General features: G+C 47.7%; 17 protein-coding genes, 4 tRNA genes and 1 other RNA gene. 14 read left to right on the forward strand and 8 right to left on the reverse strand.

Features of this window, described 5'->3' with window-relative positions; translation table 11 throughout:
• Positions 1–46 precede the first annotated feature (46 nt).
• The 5 genes from IEW74_RS06600 to IEW74_RS06620 all read left to right on the forward strand — a co-directional run bounded on the left by IEW74_RS06600 (position 47) and on the right by IEW74_RS06620 (position 2,066).
• The gene (locus IEW74_RS06600) at positions 47–1,207 is read left to right on the forward strand and encodes an aminotransferase (protein WP_188663056.1); all 1,161 of its coding nucleotides are present in this window, start codon (positions 47–49) and stop codon (positions 1,205–1,207) included.
• A gap of 77 nt (positions 1,208–1,284) precedes the next feature.
• Positions 1,285–1,361: transfer RNA gene (locus tag IEW74_RS06605), tRNA-His, on the forward strand.
• A 389-nt stretch (positions 1,362–1,750) separates the two neighbouring features.
• A tRNA-Tyr gene (locus tag IEW74_RS06610) sits at positions 1,751–1,835 on the forward strand.
• 32 nt (positions 1,836–1,867) lie between these two features.
• Positions 1,868–1,944: transfer RNA gene (locus IEW74_RS06615), tRNA-Asp, on the forward strand.
• Between the two features lie 45 nt (positions 1,945–1,989).
• Positions 1,990–2,066, forward strand: a tRNA-Asp gene (locus IEW74_RS06620).
• A 50-nt stretch (positions 2,067–2,116) separates the two neighbouring features.
• Here IEW74_RS06620 and IEW74_RS06625 read toward each other — a convergent pair.
• A complete protein-coding gene (locus IEW74_RS06625; protein ID WP_188662988.1) occupies positions 2,117–3,256 on the reverse strand; it encodes a hypothetical protein in 1,140 nt (379 codons plus the stop codon).
• A gap of 31 nt (positions 3,257–3,287) precedes the next feature.
• Between IEW74_RS06625 and ssrA the strand changes: the two genes are divergently transcribed.
• Positions 3,288–3,656: a transfer-messenger RNA gene (gene ssrA / locus IEW74_RS06630) on the forward strand.
• A 25-nt stretch (positions 3,657–3,681) separates the two neighbouring features.
• On the opposite strand, the gene IEW74_RS06635 is transcribed toward ssrA, so the two are convergent.
• On the reverse strand, positions 3,682–4,359 hold the full coding sequence (locus IEW74_RS06635) for a DUF2270 domain-containing protein (protein WP_229734256.1): 678 nt from the start codon (positions 4,357–4,359) through the stop codon (positions 3,682–3,684).
• A 273-nt stretch (positions 4,360–4,632) separates the two neighbouring features.
• On the opposite strand from IEW74_RS06635, the gene IEW74_RS06640 reads away from it, so the two are divergent.
• Complete coding sequence (locus tag IEW74_RS06640) at positions 4,633–4,815, forward strand: hypothetical protein (protein WP_188662990.1); 183 nt, start codon at positions 4,633–4,635, stop codon at positions 4,813–4,815.
• Between the two features lie 63 nt (positions 4,816–4,878).
• On the opposite strand, the gene IEW74_RS06645 is transcribed toward IEW74_RS06640, so the two are convergent.
• Positions 4,879–5,292 carry an acyl-CoA thioesterase gene (locus IEW74_RS06645; protein ID WP_188662992.1) on the reverse strand — a complete coding sequence of 138 codons (414 nt, stop codon included), beginning with the start codon at positions 5,290–5,292 and terminating at the stop codon, positions 4,879–4,881.
• A 129-nt stretch (positions 5,293–5,421) separates the two neighbouring features.
• Here IEW74_RS06645 and parE point away from each other — a divergent pair, with 129 nt between their 5' ends.
• On the forward strand, positions 5,422–7,407 hold the full coding sequence (gene parE, locus IEW74_RS06650; RefSeq protein ID WP_188663061.1) for a DNA topoisomerase IV subunit B: 1,986 nt from the start codon (positions 5,422–5,424) through the stop codon (positions 7,405–7,407).
• A 77-nt stretch (positions 7,408–7,484) separates the two neighbouring features.
• On the opposite strand, the gene argC is transcribed toward parE, so the two are convergent.
• Positions 7,485–8,525 (reverse strand): N-acetyl-gamma-glutamyl-phosphate reductase, encoded by a 1,041-nt coding sequence (gene argC, locus IEW74_RS06655; protein ID WP_188662994.1) that lies wholly within the window; start codon positions 8,523–8,525, stop codon positions 7,485–7,487.
• Positions 8,526–8,710: 185 nt separating this feature from the next.
• Positions 8,711–9,457, reverse strand: a complete 747-nt coding sequence (locus IEW74_RS06660) for a substrate-binding periplasmic protein (RefSeq protein ID WP_188662996.1) — start codon at positions 9,455–9,457, stop codon at positions 8,711–8,713.
• Positions 9,458–9,768: 311 nt separating this feature from the next.
• Between IEW74_RS06660 and IEW74_RS06665 the strand changes: the two genes are divergently transcribed.
• Together IEW74_RS06665 and IEW74_RS06670 are read left to right on the forward strand one after the other, a co-directional pair.
• Complete coding sequence (locus tag IEW74_RS06665; protein ID WP_188662998.1) at positions 9,769–11,118, forward strand: methyl-accepting chemotaxis protein; 1,350 nt, start codon at positions 9,769–9,771, stop codon at positions 11,116–11,118.
• An 85-nt stretch (positions 11,119–11,203) separates the two neighbouring features.
• Complete coding sequence (locus tag IEW74_RS06670) at positions 11,204–11,383, forward strand: hypothetical protein (protein ID WP_188663000.1); 180 nt, start codon at positions 11,204–11,206, stop codon at positions 11,381–11,383.
• Between the two features lie 4 nt (positions 11,384–11,387).
• Here IEW74_RS06670 and IEW74_RS06675 read toward each other — a convergent pair whose 3' ends face one another.
• The 3 genes from IEW74_RS06675 to IEW74_RS06685 form a co-directional block, all read right to left on the reverse strand.
• Positions 11,388–12,011, reverse strand: coding sequence for a LysE family translocator (locus tag IEW74_RS06675; RefSeq protein WP_188663002.1), 624 nt, complete (start codon positions 12,009–12,011; stop codon positions 11,388–11,390).
• Between the two features lie 239 nt (positions 12,012–12,250).
• Positions 12,251–13,377 (reverse strand): IS3 family transposase gene (locus IEW74_RS06680; RefSeq protein WP_229734258.1). Its coding sequence is split into 2 segments (ribosomal slippage): positions 12,251–13,146 and positions 13,146–13,377, totalling 1,128 coding nucleotides; the frame shifts between segments, so codons are not numbered across the junction.
• A gap of 93 nt (positions 13,378–13,470) precedes the next feature.
• Positions 13,471–14,409, reverse strand: coding sequence for a LysR family transcriptional regulator (locus IEW74_RS06685; protein WP_188663004.1), 939 nt, complete (start codon positions 14,407–14,409; stop codon positions 13,471–13,473).
• Positions 14,410–14,587: 178 nt separating this feature from the next.
• Between IEW74_RS06685 and IEW74_RS06690 the strand changes: the two genes are divergently transcribed.
• The 4 genes from IEW74_RS06690 (at position 14,588) to IEW74_RS06705 (ending at position 17,960) form a co-directional block, all read left to right on the forward strand.
• Positions 14,588–15,601: a TRAP transporter substrate-binding protein gene (locus tag IEW74_RS06690; RefSeq protein WP_188663006.1), complete on the forward strand. Its 1,014-nt coding sequence runs from the start codon at positions 14,588–14,590 to the stop codon at positions 15,599–15,601.
• Between the two features lie 65 nt (positions 15,602–15,666).
• Positions 15,667–16,209: a TRAP transporter small permease subunit gene (locus IEW74_RS06695; RefSeq protein ID WP_229734259.1), complete on the forward strand. Its 543-nt coding sequence runs from the start codon at positions 15,667–15,669 to the stop codon at positions 16,207–16,209.
• Positions 16,199–17,521, forward strand: coding sequence for a TRAP transporter large permease (locus IEW74_RS06700; RefSeq protein ID WP_188663008.1), 1,323 nt, complete (start codon positions 16,199–16,201; stop codon positions 17,519–17,521). Before IEW74_RS06695 ends, IEW74_RS06700 begins: the two co-directional genes overlap by 11 nt.
• A 4-nt stretch (positions 17,522–17,525) precedes the next feature.
• Positions 17,526–17,960 (forward strand): universal stress protein, encoded by a 435-nt coding sequence (locus tag IEW74_RS06705; protein ID WP_188663010.1) that lies wholly within the window; start codon positions 17,526–17,528, stop codon positions 17,958–17,960.
• The last annotated feature ends 26 nt before the right edge of the window (positions 17,961–17,986 follow it).

Below are 17,986 nucleotides of genomic sequence, written 5' to 3' on the forward strand. Positions count from 1 at the left end.
TTACATGTAAGCGTTCAAGGAAGTGTAAAAAGTGGCTGACGATACGATGAAAAAACCGGTCAATGAAATTCTCTCCGGTTATGGGACGACAATTTTTGAAGTAACTTCAGCATTGGCGTTGAAACATAACAGTATCAATCTGGGGCAGGGCTTTCCCGATGTGGATGGACCGGAAGAAATCCGCCAGATTGCAGCCGATGCCTTGATGACAGGGCCAAACCAGTATCCGCCCCTGATGGGATTGCCGGAACTGCGTCAGGCTGTCGCACGCCATAACAAGCGTTTTTACGATCTGGATGTCGATTGGCAAACGGAAGTCATGGTTACGGCCGGGGCGACAGAAGCCTTATGTGATTGCTTTATGGGGCTGTTGAACCCCGGTGATGAAGTGGTTTTAATCGAACCGCTTTATGATTCTTATTTGCCGATTATCCGCCATATCGGCGCCATCCCGAAACTGGTGCGGGTTGAGCCACCCCATTGGGAATTGCCGCGTGAGGAATTGGAAAAAGCATTTAGCGATAAAACCAAATTGTTGGTTTTAAATTCCCCCATGAACCCGTCCGGCAAGGTGTTTACCAAAGACGAGCTGTCGTTTTTGGCCGCGCTTGTAGAAAAACATGATGCCTATGTTGTTTGTGATGAGGTCTATGAACATCTGGTTTTTGATGACCACCAACATCACCCTTTAATGACGTTGCCGGGGATGCGTGACAGATGCGCGCGCATTGGGTCTGCGGGCAAAACCTTTTCCCTGACAGGCTGGAAAATCGGCTATATCACAGCATCCCCGCATCTGATGAAAGCCATTGCCAAAGCGCACCAGTTTGTCACGTTCACGGTTGTGCCGAACTTGCAAAAGGCAATTGCCGCAGGGCTGGATTTTCCCGATGACTATTACCGCGATTTTACCGCCGGTATGCAGGCACAACGCGATTTGTTGGCCACGGGATTACGTGATGTCGGCTTTAACGTGCTGGACAGTCAGGGGACTTATTTTCTGACCGTTGATTTTTCTCCCTTCGGCTTTGATGGGGATGATGCGGAATTTTGCCGATATATTACCCTGAAGGCCGGGGTGACAGCGGTGCCGACAGGGGCCTTTTATCAGGAAGGAGGGCCACGCAATTTTGTTCGTTTCTGTTTTTGTAAACAACCCTCACTTCTGAACGAAGCAATCGATCGTTTGCGTAAATTTTTCGTGTGACAGTTTTTTTTACTTTTTGGGTCGAAAAGTTATTGACGATCAGAGCATGCTGGCGTACATAAGCGCCCACCTCAATGGCGATTGTAGCTCAGTTGGTTAGAGCACCGGTTTGTGGTACCGGGGGTCGTGGGTTCAAGTCCCATCAGTCGCCCCATACACGAAAAACCCCCACTGTGACGGTTCCGTCCGGTGGGGGTTTTTATTTGTCTGATTTTTGTGTTTTGACAAAGGGGCAATGCTCCCAAAATTTTGTGTGATGCAAAAAATGCAGATTGGCCTGTTTTACGATTCTTCTGTTTTTAAGAAATCTTCTATTTTCTATAAGCATATTATATGAATCGTTACAGTTCGCATTGATATATGCGGGGACGTTTTAGTCGGTTCTCTTTCAGAACAAGGTGGCAAGACAAAGGGGAAAAATGAGGAAAAGAGCTGAAAAATCAAGAATGTGTAAAAAAAATGAAAAATCCTGTTGCATGCCTGTGGGGGCACTGTTATAACCCCGCCCACACCACAGCAAAGCGTGTGTGACAAAGGGTCCCTGGAGGGATGCCTGAGCGGCTAAAAGGGGCGGACTGTAAATCCGCTGGCTACGCCTACGTTGGTTCGAATCCAACTCCCTCCACCACTCTTCTACGCTTTGTTAGTAAGTGAACGTGAGGGGGTGTAGCTCAGTTGGTTAGAGCGTCGGCCTGTCACGCCGAAGGCCGCGGGTTCGAGTCCCGTCACTCTCGCCACTTTCGCGTTTCACTTGGTGTTTATTGAGAGAGTATCCCTTTTGTGGGGGTGTAGCTCAGTTGGTTAGAGCGTCGGCCTGTCACGCCGAAGGCCGCGGGTTCGAGTCCCGTCACTCTCGCCATTAAAAAGCCCGTCCTTTTGGACGGGCTTTTTTGTTGTTTCTTCTTAAGCTTAATAAGGCGGAAGTTTTTCCTTGTAAGGGAAGTTTGGCAAGGCAGTCATCAAGGCACTGCGCCATTTGTGCCACCATGTGGCAAGCGCGGTAATAATCAGGCCAAGGATAAAGAGACTGATATAGTCCGCATCCATACCGAGATTTTCAGTGGCCCAACTGACAACGAAACTCAGATAGATAATACCTGCCGAGATAAAGGAACGTCTGTCAATGATCAGGGCGATGACAACGAACAGGCAGAGCAAGAGAGACGTTAAAATGTAAGATGTGGTGTCCCCTTCGTAATAGATATTAAGCGCAATGACATTGAGCAAGGACGGACCGGAAAGAAGATGCAGCCAGAAGGCGGATTTGGATGGGTTGGCGACCCGGTAAGGGTCGCGGCAATCGAAATAAAGCCCAAAGCCCAGAGCAATTAAACCAAAGAGCAACCAGCTTCCGGCAACGATGGGATTGACGGACAGGTCCATCAGGCTGTCAAAATCAAGGACCGTCTGTTGGGATGAACTTAATGTTCCGGCAATCGATAGCATTAAGCCCAAACCCGTGACACCAATTAGGAAAGTCAGGTAGGGGAGCTTATATTTACGATACATCCAGATCAGCAAGCATAAAGTCGGGGCGAGGGGGAGTATCAGGGTCGCCAGATAGGGTTCCTCCCCATCGGCTTGTGAAAAGAGGTCAATAGCGAGCGGGATAAGGCATAGAATGCTCGAAAGGGTCAAGGCTGTGGTGCAGACGATACTGGGCAGGACCATGCGCCGTATTTTGATGAAATAGTGGGATAATCCCAGACTGAGAAGGCCAACAATAGCTGCGGCAATGGAAAGGCTATCGACAAGTGAAAGAATGCCAATCAGCCCCGCAAACAGAATGCACAGACCAATGGAAATAAAAATTTCCGAAAACCCCAGAAAAATTGCAAAAGGTTCATCTTCCCCATGAAGGGTGTGCTGGGCCTGTTGGCGTTTTTGCGCGATATGGAGGATAGAGGCGAATTGTTGCTCGTTGATGACGTTTCCGGTCAGGGCCGTTTTCAGGTCATCCTGCGAGATTTGATCCATAATATTTTCTTTTAATTGTGAAGACGGATTATTTTCAAGATAGAGGATATAGGGGATAATAAGTGGGGGCAACCATGTTCCTTTTTTGATTGTTGACCAGACGCCCCTTGACGTTTGGCTTTTTCCCGCTTACATCTAGGGCGTCCGTTTAGCGGCGGACTACGGCGCTAGAGGCGTGTATGGAATAAGCTGACTGGACCCGGGGGCGGTACCCGGCGCCTCCACCATAAGCCGATCGAACAGGTCGGTTTGTGAGGGGGGCGAAATAGGATCGACAGCGGTAGTAAAGATACAGTGCTGCGCTCGGTGAGCTACCACCGATATCGGTGCAAAACTTGATAAATGCCAACGACAATCGTATGGCTCCGGTTGCAGCTGCTGCGTAACGCAGTCGCTTGACCAAATTCAATTCCTGCATGGGTGAGTCTATGTAGGTGGGGTTCGGGGGTACCTAGCAACAGAGACCCCCACTTTTATCTCCCAGACAATTTAATGACTTATCCCATGCCAACGCCTTTGTAACGGCGGTTGAGGCGTGAGATTTTGTCGTGGTAAAGTGTTCCTATTGCAACGGCAATCCAGCTGATATGGAAGACGGCATGCATGAAGACGACGATCTCGCCGTGGATCGGTCCAATGGCGGCGCGTTCAAACAGTTGTCCGATATGGTCTAGCGGGGCAGGGTGGATCGTAAGCTTCCCATAGTAGGCAATGGCCTGAATGGCCAGCAACCATGCATAACTACGTCGTAAACGTCGTCCGATGGCGCGTAGCATGCTGATGTGGTGTTTGGGATGCATATAATCATTGGCCAGGATGAGATTCCAATCGCCGTTTCGCTGATAATCCTCACCTCTTAGCATTGGGGCGAAAAGCTCTGTTTCGATATGGCGGGCACGGGCACGCCAGACGTTGAAATAGCGATAGCGCCGCGCCTCGAAAATTAAAAAAACAATGACCAGCAAACCAACAAGGACCAACGGTAAAGGGGAAGCGTTCACACCGCTAAAAGTGATGGAAAAAGCGATACCCGTTGTGACAACGGCCCAGTTCGTTGTGTTGTCCAATCGCGTGCGCCACGTGGTCGAACGATAAATTTCACCACGGTAAAGGTGTGATAAAGCGCCCATTTCGGCGCTGGTGAATTTTGGCTTTTCTTGGCTTTCTTGTTCCATTTTGAAAGCAATCCCTGTTGTTTTCTTTCCAGAGTGCGCTATTGAAACGCAATATTCAACCCCGTTGTTAAGGGAACATTATGAGAACGCCGTTGACAACCCTTCAATGTTCTTATAATGTTCCTGTAACGAGTCGCCATGAAGGGAGTGAAGAAAATGTATGTTCCAACTTTTGCTAAAGAATTTTTGGCCTTGGGCAGTATTTTTGTCGCAGGCTACATGTGGTCTTTTATTCTGTGAAGTTTTACAGAGAACAAAACAGGAATAAATAAAATGACATATCAGGAATTGGGCGAGGCCAGAATCCTCAAACGTTATGCAAAGCCGGATTTTTTGGAACCTACTCACAAGGCGGTCGTGCAACCGGATCGTCCAGAAGGGGCATGGATGTCCTTAGAAGACGCTACGGTACGCTTTTTACAACATGTAAAATCCCACCGTTTGAATGCCGGGTAAACGTCTGATGGGTTGATCCCCCATATCTGACTAAATGCAGGTTATGAGGGATCATATGTCGGATTAGTTTAAGGCCAATGTATTGTCGGGCATGGGGGGAAGGGCACGTTTCTTACCGTTGTTGTCAATGGCGACGAATGTGAAAATGCCTTCTGTTACTTTTTCACGTGCCATGCCATCGCGGCGCAAGACCCATAATTCGATCTGAATGGCCATTGATGTATTACCCTCGCGCACAATATCGGTGTAGACGCAGACAACATCACCAACGCTGACGGGTTTTAGGAAAGACATGGCTTCGACGCCGACTGTGGCCACGCGACCTTGTGCACGCCATGCGGCTGTTACACCACCGGCAATATCCATTTGCGACATGACCCAACCGCCGAAGATATCGCCGTTGGGGTTGGCATCCCCCGGCATGGCGAGGGTGCGAATGGCGGGTTTTCCTTTGGGTCCGTAGTCTGGTGTCGTCATGGTTTGATCCAAAATTGTTGTTTGAAAATATAAAGTGTTGATCAAGACAATATCATGCTTGCTCGAAAGGTCCATCCTTCCTATCATCGGGCCAACAAATTATGAATAAGGTGGGCAACTAAATTGGCTATGGATTTATTTGAAGATGACGCGCCGAAAACCGGCGGTGACTATACGGCGCAGGATATCGAGGTTCTGGAAGGTTTGGAACCGGTTCGTAAACGTCCCGGTATGTATATCGGCGGGACGGATGAACGTGCCTATCACCATTTGGTGGCCGAGATCCTCGATAACTCTATGGACGAAGCGGTTGCCGGGCATGCCAGCCGGATTGAACTGGAACTGGATGCCGGGGGCAATGTCACAGTGCGCGATAACGGCCGGGGGATCCCGGTTGATCCGCACCCCAAGTTCAAAGATAAATCTGCCCTTGAAGTTATTATGACAACCTTGCACTCCGGCGGTAAGTTTTCCGGTAAAGCCTATCAGACATCGGGCGGTTTGCATGGTGTCGGTATGTCGGTTGTGAATGCGCTTTCGGATATTTTGTCTGTGGAAGTGGCCCGTGATCGGACCTTATGGCGTCAGGAATTTTCGCGCGGTATCCCGCAAGGCCCGTTGAAAAATGAAGGGCAGGTGAATAACCGCCGTGGAACAACCATTACCTTCCATCCTGATCCTGAAATTTTTGGGAATCGTCTTCAGTTCAAGCCAAGCCAGCTTTATAAAATGGCGCGGTCTAAAGCGTACTTGTTTAAAGGGGTGGAAATCCGCTGGAAATGCGATGAAAACCTGATTAAAGACGGGGATAAAACCCCGGTGCAAGGGGTCTTGCATTTCCCCGGTGGTCTGTCTGATTTTTTAAGCAATATTCTGGAAGGCCGCGAGGTCAAAACTGATGAACCGTTTGCCGGGGATGTGAAATTTCCGGACGAACAGGGCAAGGTTGAATGGGCGATTGCCTGGCCGGAAGATGAAGAAGCCTTTTTCAATTCTTACTGTAATACGGTGCCGACTCCGTTGGGCGGGACGCACGAACAAGGGTTTCGCAATGCTATCACCAAAGGTATTCGCGCCTATGGTGAATTGGTGAGTAACAAGGCAGCCTCTAAAATTACGGCGGATGATGTGATCAATGGGGCGTGTATTATGTTATCCGCCTTTATCCGTGATCCACAATTTCAGGGGCAAACCAAAGAAAAACTGGGCACACAGGAAGCCGCCAAGCTGGTGGAAACCGCTATTCGGGATAATTTTGATCACTGGTTGGCGGGGAATCCGGAAATCGGATCACAACTGCTTGAATATCTGATTGAACGCGCCGAAATCCGTTTGCGTAAAAAAAGCGCAAAACAAATGAAACGCCAGTCGGCGACCAAGCGTTTGCGCCTGCCGGGGAAATTGGCCGATTGCACACGATCGGTTTCTGACGGAACTGAAATTTTCCTCGTGGAAGGGGATTCTGCGGGCGGATCAGCCAAACAGGCACGAAATCGTGAAACACAGGCGATTTTACCCTTACGAGGTAAGGTGTTGAACGTTGCCTCTGCCAGTGTGGATCAAATCCATGCCAACAAAGAACTCAGCGACATGGGCGAAGCTTTGGGCTGTGGCACGCGCGAGGCTTTTGAATTGGACGATTTGCGTTATGAAAAAGTCATTATTATGACCGATGCGGACGTGGATGGTGCGCATATTGCCTCATTGCTGATGACGTTCTTCTATCAGGAGATGCCCGGCCTTGTCGAAGCCGGTCGTCTGTATCTGGCTCAGCCGCCGCTCTATCGTTTGGCGACAGGGGCGAAAAGCATTTATGCAATGGATGATCTGGAAAAAGACCAGTTGATGGAGAAAGAATTCAAAGGCAAGAAAGTGGATATCAGCCGATTTAAAGGTCTGGGTGAAATGCCACCCTCGCAATTGAAAGAAACGACAATGGACCCGAAACGGCGCACACTCCTGCGCGTCACGGTTCCGCATGGCCCAACGGAAGAAGACCGTGAAGATGCGGAAGATACAAGGGATCTGGTGACGCGCCTGATGGGCAAAAAGCCGGAATACCGTTTCCAGTTTATTCAGGAACGTGCCAAATTTGTCGAAGGTTTGGACGTATAATCCGTTTCAAAACCGCAAGAAAAAGCCCCCGTACAAATCATCTGTGCGGGGGCTTTTTCTTGAAAGGTTTACGGATGTTAAGGGAACATGGGTTGCTGGGTTAAACCGGCTGTTTCCTCAAAACCGAACATGACATTCATGTTCTGGACCGCTTGACCAGAGGCGCCTTTGACAACGTTATCTTCCACACAAACGATGATGGCCCGCCCCGGTGTCCGGTCGGCAAAAACGCCGATCAGGCAATAGTTGGACCCACGGACATGGCGTGTTGCCGGGCTGTTGCCTTCTTCAACCACACGGACGAACGGTTCATTGGCATAGGTGTTTTGCAGGCTGGTTCTGATATCGTTTACACTGACGTTATCAGCCAGTGTGACATAAATAGTCGACAGAATACCCCGGTTCATTGGCATCAGGTGTGGGGTAAAGCTGACGAAAATATTCTCGCCTGCTGCTTCGCTTAAACCTTGTTCAATTTCCGGCCCATGACGGTGTGTCCCCACACCATAGGCATGGATGGCATCGGAAACTTCGCAGAATAACGTGCCTTCTTTGGGCGCGCGTCCCGCACCGGTAACACCGGATTTTGAATCAATGATGATCCCTTGCGTGCCAATTTTCTTTTCTTTTAACAAGGGGATCAAGGGAAGTTGGGCAGATGTTGGATAACAGCCCGGGTTGGCGACCAAACGTGCTTTTGCAATTTCATCGCGTTTTATTTCGGTCAGGCCATAAACAGCTTCTTTTTGCAGTTCTGGCGCACGGTGTTTGTCGCCGTACCATTTGCGGTATTCTTCAATATCTTTAAGACGGAAATCGGCAGACAAGTCGACGATCCGTACATTTTGCGGCAGGCTTGCTATAAATTCCTGTGTGGTGCCGTGGGGCAGACAGCAGAAGCAAACGTCGATATTTGACCAATCGACATTATCCATTGTGACCAGATCGGGTAAATTCAATCCACCCAAATGCGGGAACACATCAGCCATTCGCATCCCGGCTTTACGGTCGGCGGTCATCGCTGTGATAGTGACGTTGGGATGGTTGATCAACAGCCGGACCAGTTCTGCACCTGTGTAACCGCTGGCTCCGACAATAGCTGCATTGATAGTGTTCATGTTATTTCTCGAAATTTAGATATAAAAAAAGGACCCGAACGGGCCCTCTTATAAAGAGTCTATATACACCCGTTCAGAAAATCAAAAGACTGTCAGGTGGTATCGTCGCATGGCTCTTTATCTTCTTGTGTTCGTTTTACTCTGGTTTTCTTGTATCAGTTTTGTACAGGAAATCCAGTCTTTTGTTATTTGTATTTTGCCTGAAGGGCGTGCAAGGTTCCCTTTGTGCGAAATTCGTGAAGTTTTTGCTCAAATAAATCCATGATCTTTTCAATGTGTGGATATTGTTTGCTAAAGCAAAAAAAGACATCTTCTGAAGATACAGGGGAAAACAGGATACGTTTTGCCAAGCCGCTTTTTCGTAAGTGAGCCATCGTTATTTCACGGTTAAGGTAAAGATAGTCAAAGCGTCCGGCTTCCAACATCAAAAGGGCACTTTTGGTGTCGTTTGCTGTCAATGGTTCCAGTCCGGCATTGCGAAGTTGTGTCATGTTTGCATGACCTTCGATTGAGGCAACATCATAGCTGTTCACGTCTTCAAATGTCTGCGGGCGTGGCAGGTTGCGATCTGCAAGGTAGAAAAAGCCATTGGTGAAATGACTGGTTGGTGTGCGGAAATACATATATTTCGCGCGTTCCTGCGTTTGGGAACAAGACAGGATGCCCGCTGCCCTTCCTTCTTTGATATCACGCAGCGCCCGCTTCCACGGTAGAAAGGTAATGTTTGCATCAAAGCCGATTTCTTTAAAAACACGACGGACCAGATCATAATCCTGAGCATAAGCCCCTTCAACCGGACGAGTAGTATCAAACGGCGGGAAATCTTCGGCAACGATATAAATTTTCTGTTGGTCTGCCATCGATTCAGATGCATGTGCCAATCCGATTATGCAGAAAGCAGCAATCAAAACCCGGATTGAAAAGAGAAACATTTGGCGCACCTTCGAATAAAGTATGAAAAATAAAGGGAGCTTATTTTTGCGAGCGTATAATACGGATATGCAGCCAAATATCAACGAAGAATATCAATTAATTGGCGCATGCTATTGCAGGTTTATTTCTTTTGGATGTCTTTATCCGATTATGTTGAAAATAATCCAATAGGTATATTCTTTGTAAGAACGCCGGATATAAGGGTTGAATATCTGCTTATGGCAGAAAGTGTTTGTGATTGCTCTTGCGCTTTGGGTGTTATTATTCTTTTATGCAGGCAATAAGATTTTGTTTTTCAGGGGAGGGCGCCGTGACGGATGACTTAAGGAAAAAAGGTTGGTTACCGCCCGAGCGTGTCGAGGAAATTCTGGTTCTTTTGGAACTGATCGGTCAGGGGGCTTTTCTGGATATCCCAAAGGGGGAAGATCGTATCGGTCAGGCGATCCGAAAATTAGCCGTTGATGTCGGGCGGTTTTCGGCAACGCAAATGCGAAAGACAGTTTCGGTTTCAATGGAATTAAATGAAGCCGTTATTGCGGCCGCTAACCTGAGCCGTGCGACATCGGTAACAGATCGAAATGCACAAGGTATGGCGTCGGCGACCGAGGAAATGTCGGTTTCCGTCGATACCATTGCCCGTCAGGCGTCCGAAACCTTTACGTTGGCGCAAGAGGTAAAAGAGCTGGCTCTGAGTGGAGAAAAACAAGCCGGACAAGCCGATGACGCCATGACCAAGGTGGAAAGTGCCATGCGCGATGTGGCAGAACGCAGCAGTTCTTTAAGTGAGTCGTCCCATGATATTGGTCAGGTGGTCGATTTGATTTCGGAAATTGCGTTTCAAACCAATCTATTGGCCTTGAATGCGGCCACAGAAGCCGCGCGTGCAGGTGAGGCAGGGACCGGATTTGGGGTTGTTGCGTCTGAAATTCGTAACTTGGCAGAACGTACACGTCTGGCGACGAAAGATATCCGGCTCAATATCAATCGTTTTCAGGATGAGATTGATGCGATTGTCGAGGCACTGAGCGAGAGCGATCAAACCGTTAAACTCGGTCATGAGATTATGAACGCCTCTCAGGAGGCCATGCGGGACATTGCCCGTGCGATTTCTGAGCTGACCCAACGCAGCCGGGAAATATCGGAAACCGTTGGACAGCAAAAGCTGGCAGCGCACGAAATCGCCTACGGTATTTCCGAAGTGGCGCGCATGACGGAACATGTCCAAAATGCGACATACACGGTTTTGGATGCAATGGATGGTGCGGAAAAAGATATTGCCTCCCAGATTTCAGATATTGCCAAATTAAAGTTACCGAAAAAAGCACTGCATCTTGCAAAATCGGATCATATCATCTGGAAAAAACGGTTGGCCGCCATGATGGTCGGGCGTGATCGTCTGGACCCCAATGAATTGTCCGATCATACCTGTTGTCGGTTGGGGCGGTGGTATTACGCCTGTGAGGATGAACGTATAAAGCATCATCCCTCCTTTGCAGAAATGGAAGCTCCTCATATGGAGGTTCATGCCCACGGTATCGAAGCGGCCCGTAAATATGCTCAAGGTGATTTGGAGGGAGCGTTAGAGGAAATCGGGGCGGTCCAACAGGCATCCGAAAAAGTGCTGTTTCATTTGAATGAGCTGACGAAACAGCGAAAATGACATCAAACTTTCATTTTTTGTTAGAACTTCGCTAACAATTGCGCGCTACTCTTTTTCGTGAACAAATGAGAAAGAGATAGGAAAGATGAGCGTAGAACAGACGTTTTTAATGAAATACGGTATCCACAATTTTGTATCTTATGTGGAAAACGGCGGAAAATTTACATTTTTCATTCGAAAGAACGAACGTGAAGCTATGATCCGCCATGCCATGATGCTTATTCAGGGCGGGTATGGTGAAACGGCTGAAATCCGTATCGTTTAAAAGATTATCCCAAAGCCAGCCAGAAGCCGACACCGATCATCAAGGTGCCGGCAATGCGGTTCATCATGCGGACATTTCCACTTTTTTCGAGAAAATGACGCATGGAACGCCCGCCGCTTGCATATAAAATCAAGCACAGAAACTCAACAGATAACAAAATAACAACCAGGCTGGCAATTTGCGGCTCCATTGCCTTTTCTGCATCCAGAAAAGGGGGAAGAAGCGTTGCAAAAAATGCCCAGCCTTTCGGGTTGGAAATCGCCGTGATAAAACCTTGCAGGGCAAGGGCGCGGCGGGAGACTTTCTGTGTGCCTGCATCATCCAGACGGATGGCCATTTTCCCACGTGAACGCCACATTTGAATGCCGAGCCAGCCAAGATAAAGCCCGCCAACCCATTTAAAAGCGGTGAAAACCTGTGGAAATTCCAGCATAAGCGCGGCAATGCCGACAGCGGCGGAAATGGCGACAATGGCAACGCCGACCAATTCCCCCCACATCATCCAGAACGTGCGGCGCAGGCCAATGGTCAATCCCATCGTTAAAGACAGGGTCATACACATCCCTGGCGTGATGGAGATAAAAAAGGCTGTTGGCAAAAATAAAAGGATGAGTGTGAAATCAAGCACGTTAATAGAACCTTTGAAAAGGGAAAGGAGTTATATTTGTGTCGTGTTTTTTAGAAAAGGTCAAATGTGTTTTTGACCTATCGGTCAAGTAGGTTTTCCAGCCGGACCGTGAAGGTCTGTTCATGGTCGCCAAGCATAAGCACGATGACTTGATGTCAGGTCCGCATGAGACATGCAAAAGGAACTGAACCGCCCCGGGTTTGGACCTGTACGGAAAAAGTGGAGTGCGTCCCACTCACTTAGCCAGCCCGTCTTTCAAACTTGATGGGGCTGAGACCATTCAGATATGAATGACGTCTCTTTGCGTTATAAAATCCATTTATGTATTTGAACAACTCCTTTTTGGCATGGTCACGTGTCTGGAAGGTAATTTTCCAGGTCATTTCCGCTTTCAAGGTTTTGAAGAAGGTCTCGACAGCGGCATTGTCATAACAGTTCCCCTTGCCAGACATCGACTGTTTGAATTTGTACTTTGCCAGCAGTTTACGGAACTTGGTTGAACAATATTGACTGCCACGATCAGAATGGAAGATGACGCCTTTCGGTGGTTTACGCAGGGCTATTGCTTTGTTCAAAGCGTCAATCACCAAATCCTTTTTCATCCATCGGCTTGCAGACCAACCAATGACACGGCGGGAATAAAGGTCAATGACAACAGCGAGGTAAAACCAGCCCTCGCCCGTCCACAAATAGGTAATATCGCCAGCCCATTTCTGATCTGGAGCAGTTGCTGTAAAATCTCCATCCAATAAGTTTGGGGAGATATTGTGATTATGATCGCTGTCAGTCGTACGTTTGAATTTTTGGCTTCGCACGATCCGCAAACCGTTTTGCTTCATGATCCGGGCAACACGGTGTTCGCCCACGCAAATGCCTTCTTCCTTTAATTCATCGCTCATGCGTCCTCGACCATAAGACTGATAATTGGCGTAATGGATAGATTTAATATGGGCAAGCAGAACCATGTCTTCACGTTGGCGGTTGCTGGCAGGGCGATGGCGCCAAGCAAAATAATCGCTCTGGGAAACACTCATCGCACGACATAGCCCTGCTATACTGTGGTTCTTTCGCTGTTGGTGGATAAACTGAAACCTCACGGCTTTTGGCTCGCAAAGTAGCGTGCTGCCTTTTTTAGAATGTCCCTCTCCTCCCGCAGGTCACGAACCTCACGGCGTAGTCGGGCCAATTCTTTTTGAACATCATCAGATGGTTCAGGGATCTGTTTATTGCGATATTCAGAAATCCAACGATTTAATGTGCTAACGCCAATGCCAAAATCAGCAGCTATAATTTTACGTGGCTGATTGCTACTTAAAGCAACCTGAGCAGCCTCTTCTCGAAATGTCGGGGTAATTGTACGCTTCATTATATTCTCCTGTAGTCAGTATATTTAACTCAGGAGACGCACTCCACTTTTTCCGTACAGGTCCACCATCAGATCCAACCCCTTTCTGTATTGTTAGTAAGGCGGGATTTGTTCGTTGAGCGCGTGGGTTTTCTTGATGATATCAATAAACATATCGCGGGCCAGACTGGGTTGGGCGGTGACTTTGGAAATGACAGCCACACCTAAGGGGAAGCTTTTGATCGATTTCCCGATGACTTTTAATTGACCGCTTTCGACATAGGGCTGGGCGTAGGCTTCCGGTAAAAATCCGATATATTGCCCGGACAGAAGCAAAGGAATACGCGCTTCAAAAAAGTACGATACGGCAGAGGCTTTCATATCGAAAAACTGTTTGTAAACTTCCATATGCGGGGTTAACCCGGCATGAACCAGATCATATTGGTTTAATTTTTCCCGGGTGATTTCCTTTTCGGGTAAATCAAATAAAGCATGACCTTCGCCGCAATAAAGATAGTGTCTGTCGGTGAAAAGGTGGAAATACTCAATACCGTAGATTTTGCGGTGATAGGGAATGATGGCGATATCGATTTGGTTGTTGAGGATTTTATTTTCCATTTCGGTCATTTCTTCGACATCGAAATGAAGTTTGACACTGGGGGCTACGGCGGAAAACTGCCTTATAATATCAGCAAGCTGGCAGCGTTGATCCGTTGCGAGGCTATCTGTCAGGGCGATTTTCAGGGTTCCGGCAGGGGAACCCACCAGATTGTTGACGGCACTTCTGAATTTTGAAATCTGATTTAACAGCTGGCAAGTCTGTTCATATACGATGGCACCTTCTTCAGTTAAGGAAAAGCCACCGCGTCCTCTTTTACATAATTTCATATTCAACCGGGCTTCGAGCGCGGCAATATGGTTGCTGATAGAAGGGCGGCTGATATTTAATTTGGCTTCGGCAGCGGCAAAACCTTCGCATTCGGCCACCGTTTTGAAAATTTTGAGCTGCTTAATTTCATGGTCGCCGATGGGACCGATCGGTTTATTTTTCATTCAAAATCAATCGTGTTTGAGCAAGTTTTGTGCTTAATGTTTGTTATATTAGTATCAAATGTCAATTATACGTAAAAAAAGTTAAACGTAAAGATTGGAGAATAAAGATTTAAGCCAAATTTCTGACGTGGAATCATTTCTTCGTAATCTATGAACTTTTCACTTTATGAGGGCAGTAATGCTAACAGGGATTAAAAAGAAATTATTCGCATCGGCAATGGCGCTGGCAATGGGCGTCTCGACTTTCGCAATAAACGCAGACGCAGCAGAATTTAACTGGCGCTTCAGCAACCTTTATGGTCGCGGTACGGCGTTTGGTGAAGTGTATGAAAGCCTCGCTAAGAACATCGAAGAAGGTTCAAACGGGCGTATTAAAGTTCAAGTTCTCTTTTCAGGCGAAGGTGTGGGGACCAGTGGCCTGTTGGGTGCTGTGAAATCCGGCCTCGTGACAATGGGCGCACCGTTCCAATCCATGCATGCCGGTGAATTGCCTGCCGGTGTTGTTGAAATCGGCCTGCCCGGTGGTACGGATGATCCCGCAAAACTGCAAGACCTGTTCCACAATCAAGGTTGGGATAAAATCCTGACCAAAGCCTATGGTTCACAAGGCATGACATGGTTGGAGCCCTATATTCAGCCAGCAGTTTACGTTTTGACAAAAACACCGATCAATTCCATCGAAGATTTCAAAGGTTTGAAAATCCGTGCGCCGGGGGCTTATGGCAAGTTTCTGCGTAATCTGGGCGCCTCTCCGGTATCTTTGGCATGGAGTGAGATTTACACAAGTCTGGCAACAGGTGTAATCGATGGTTCCATCGGTTCCAACATGATCGACCACCGTGACGGTAACCATGTTGAAGTTGCAAAATACATGTACAAACTGCCGCTGGCCGGTGCACAGGTTTTGCCGATTGTGGTCAATCGCAATGCATGGAACAAATTGCCGGATGATCTCAAAGACGTTGTACGCAAGGCAACTGAGAAACACGCAGAAGACCAACTGCGCCTGTCACGCCAATGGGAAGCCGAAGCTGTTAAGGAAATGGAAGCCAAAGGCCTGAAATGGAGCCCCGAGCCGTCTGAAGCAGACCGCGCAGCATGGGCGAAAGCCGGTGCGGGCCTGTGGGACGAATATGCTGCAAAAGACAAATTCAGCAAAGAGCTGATTGACGTTCTGCGCGCACAAAAATAATAGGTCCCTATGGAGGTAAACCGGGCTGTCCACATTTGTCGGCAGCCCGGTTTACAATAAAATTTATGAAATTTTCCAATCTTCTAAGGAGCTTTTGCACATTTATCGATAGGCTTGTTGCACTTACAGGTAAAATGGCCGCCTTGCTTATGCCGGTGCTGGCTATCATCGTAGCGTTCGAAGTCTTTTCTCGCTACGTCTTGAATAAACCGACCGTTTGGGCCTTCGATACATCACTGTTCCTGTTTGGCTATATTGCCGCGCTGGGTGGCGCTTATGCACAACAGAAAAAAGCTCATATCAACGTAGATATTCTTTATCTTCAGGTCTCACATCAAACACGTAGCGCCTTTAACATCGTTGCCTATGTGTTGGGAATCTTCTTCTTAGTGCTGATTGTCTATACCTGCTTCGGCAAATTTGAAGAAGCGATTGAATTTGATTATCGCCGCCAAAGTGAATGGGCCCCGCCGATGTTTCATTTTTGGGTTATGGGCTGCGTTGCCGCGTCCCTCTTTATCGCACAACTGATCAAAGATTTGATTGTTGATGTTTATTTCCTGTCAACCGGGCAGGCATTGCTTGAGGAGGTCGATGATGGGAATTGAGCTTTTAACATTGGTCTTATTGGGCTGTATTCTGGTTTTCTTTGCCATTGGCGCCCCCGTTGGTTTGGCCTTGGGCGGTATTGCAATGGTTGTCGGCTATTTTGTTTGGGGCGAAGGTATTTTTAACGTTCTGCCGACGACAATTGAAGCCACTTATTTTAGTTTTATTTTATTAGCGATCCCGCTTTATATCTACATGGGGCAGTTGTTGACGAAATCGGGCATTGGCGATGCCATGTTCAATTTTTCTCAAATGTTGATCGGGCGCTTGCGTGGTTCTCTTGCCCTCAGTGTTATCGGGGTGTGTTCCATGATCGGCGCGATGGTCGGTATCATTGGTGCCGGGATTATGACATCGGGCAGTATCGCCCTGCGCCCTATGCTGGAACGTGGCTATAACAAACGTCTTGCCCTTGGTGTGATTATGGCAGGTGGTGGATTGGGCATCCTGATCCCGCCGAGCATTCCCATGATCATGTTTGCTGCTTCGACCCAGAATTCCGTTGGTCGTATGTTCTTGGGGGCGATGATGCCTGCCTTGCTGACCGTTGTTCTGATGATGCTTTATGTGATTATCAGCTGTTGGATCAACCCGGAACGCGCACCAAAAGACACAGACGATCTTGATTTTGTCAAACCAACGGGGAAGGAACGTTTTAAAATCATCCGAGATGGTTTTTGTTCCATGTTGCTGATCTTTGTTGTGTTGGGCAGTATCATCACCGGGATTGCCACGCCGACTGAATCTGGTGCTGTTGGTGTAATCGGCGCGATTATTCTGGCAATCCTGTTCAAGCGTTTCAAAGTTGATATGTTTTTATCCGCCGGTTTTCAGACCGGGACATTGGTCAGTGTTGCCATGTGGATTATTTTCGGTGCATCCGTTTTCAGCAACTTCCATCTATTGATGGGGGTACAAAGCATGGTTGCCGATTTCACCGGCACGCTGGATCTGCCGCCGATTATGATCATTATCATGTTCCAGATCATCATGTTGCTGTTGGGCTTTATTATTGATGAATTCATCATTGTTTTGATGTGTGCACCGTTGTTTACACCGATTGCCGTTTCCTTGGGATATGACCCGATCTGGTTTGGGGTTTTGATGATCCTGAATATTTTGATTGCGGTTCAAACGCCGCCTTATGGATTTGCTTTGTTCTATCTAAAAGGGATTGCACCGCCGGAAATCGGTATGTCGGAAATTTACAAGTCGGTCACGCCGTTTATTACGCTCAACCTGATTGTTTTGATCCTGTGTATGGTCTTTCCGCAAATCGTTTTATGGTTACCTAACTTGGTGATGGGATAGGGAAATGACTGTTTTTAAGAAAATTCTGTTACCGATTGATTTGGCCCATGAGGAACAAATTGATGAACAGATCAAGGTTGCGGTTGCCATTGCCAACAATGAAGAGGCGGAAATTCACATGCTTTATGTGGATCAAAGCCTAATCCATCGCGCAGGCTATCCGCATTTAAGCAAAAAAAATGTGACGGACCATCAAGGGGATGCGGTTAAAAAAATTGATGTTTTCCTGAATAAACTTCCCAAGAACCTTAAAGGGGACAGTTTATGCAGGGAAGGCACAGCCCATGATCAAATTGTTGAAACGGCAGAAGAACTTGGTGTGGATGCTATTATCCTGATGGCACAGAAACCGGGTATTTCCAGCTACTTCATCGGATCAAATGCGGAACGGGTTGTCCGTCATGCTCATTGTTCGGTTTTCGTCATTCGCGAGGATTAACGTCAAATGCTTTTACAGATTTAACC

Origin of the sequence: Terasakiella brassicae, assembly GCF_014641495.1 — a bacterium.
Lineage (GTDB): Bacteria > Pseudomonadota > Alphaproteobacteria > Rhodospirillales > Terasakiellaceae > Terasakiella > Terasakiella brassicae.